Below are 899 nucleotides of genomic sequence, written 5' to 3'. Positions count from 1 at the left end.
GTCAGCCTGATCTATCAGGGCATCTCGCCCGAGGATTCGGAACGCCTTCTGCTGCGGCCGATGGAAGCCAAGCTGAAAAGCCTCAAGGGGCTCAAGGAGATGCGTTCGGCCGCCTTCCAGGGCGGCGGTTATGTGCTGGTCGAATTCCACCCGCAGACGGATCTGGCTACCGCGTTGCAGGACACGCGCAGCAAGGTCCAGGATGGCAAGGCCGACCTGCCGCAGGCAGCCGAGGAGCCTGTGGTCTCCGAAGTCAACGTCTCCGAGTTCCCCGTCCTTGTCGTGACGCTGTCGGGCGAGGTGCCCGAGCGCGTTCTGACGGCGGCGGCGCGCGAGCTGCGCGACCGCATCGAGGAAGTGCCTGGCGTGCTGAAGGGCTCGCTGCAGGGCGCCCGCGACGATCTCGTCGAAGTCGTCATCGAACCGATGAAACTGTCGTCCTACGGGCTGCAGCTCGAGCAGCTGATCGGTGCGGTCGGCGATTCCAACAGTGTTGTCGCCGCCGGCAACATCGAAGGGTCCGAGGGAAAATATGCCGTCAAGGTGCCGTCGCTGATCGAAACGCCGCAGGACATGGCGGCGCTGACGATCGTCGCCCGCCCCAATGCCGTGGTGCAGGCCAAGGATATCGCCACCGTCCGCTCCACCTTCAAGGACGCCGAGACGATGACCCGTCTCGACGGCAAGCCGGCGATCGCCGTCGAGGTGAAGAAGCGCATCGAATCCAACCTGATCGACACGATCGCCCAGGTGAGGACCGTGTCCGATGCCTTCATAAAGACCATGCCGGAAGGCATGCACGTCACCTACACGCAGGACAAGTCGGTCTTCGTCAACCAGTTGCTCGGCGATCTGCAGAACCACGTCATGATCGCCGTGATCCTGGTGTTCATCGTCAT

The 899-nt window shown here is 63.2% G+C and carries 1 protein-coding gene; it reads left to right on the top strand.

Annotated features, from left to right (window positions below):
• Window positions 1–899, top strand: an 899-nt coding sequence (locus AC0L2A_RS36220) for an efflux RND transporter permease subunit (protein WP_473612972.1), incomplete at both ends; no start/stop codon positions are given.

Source organism: Mesorhizobium sp. WSM4844 (assembly GCF_055811775.1).
This window is presented reverse-complemented; position numbering and strand designations above follow the sequence as displayed.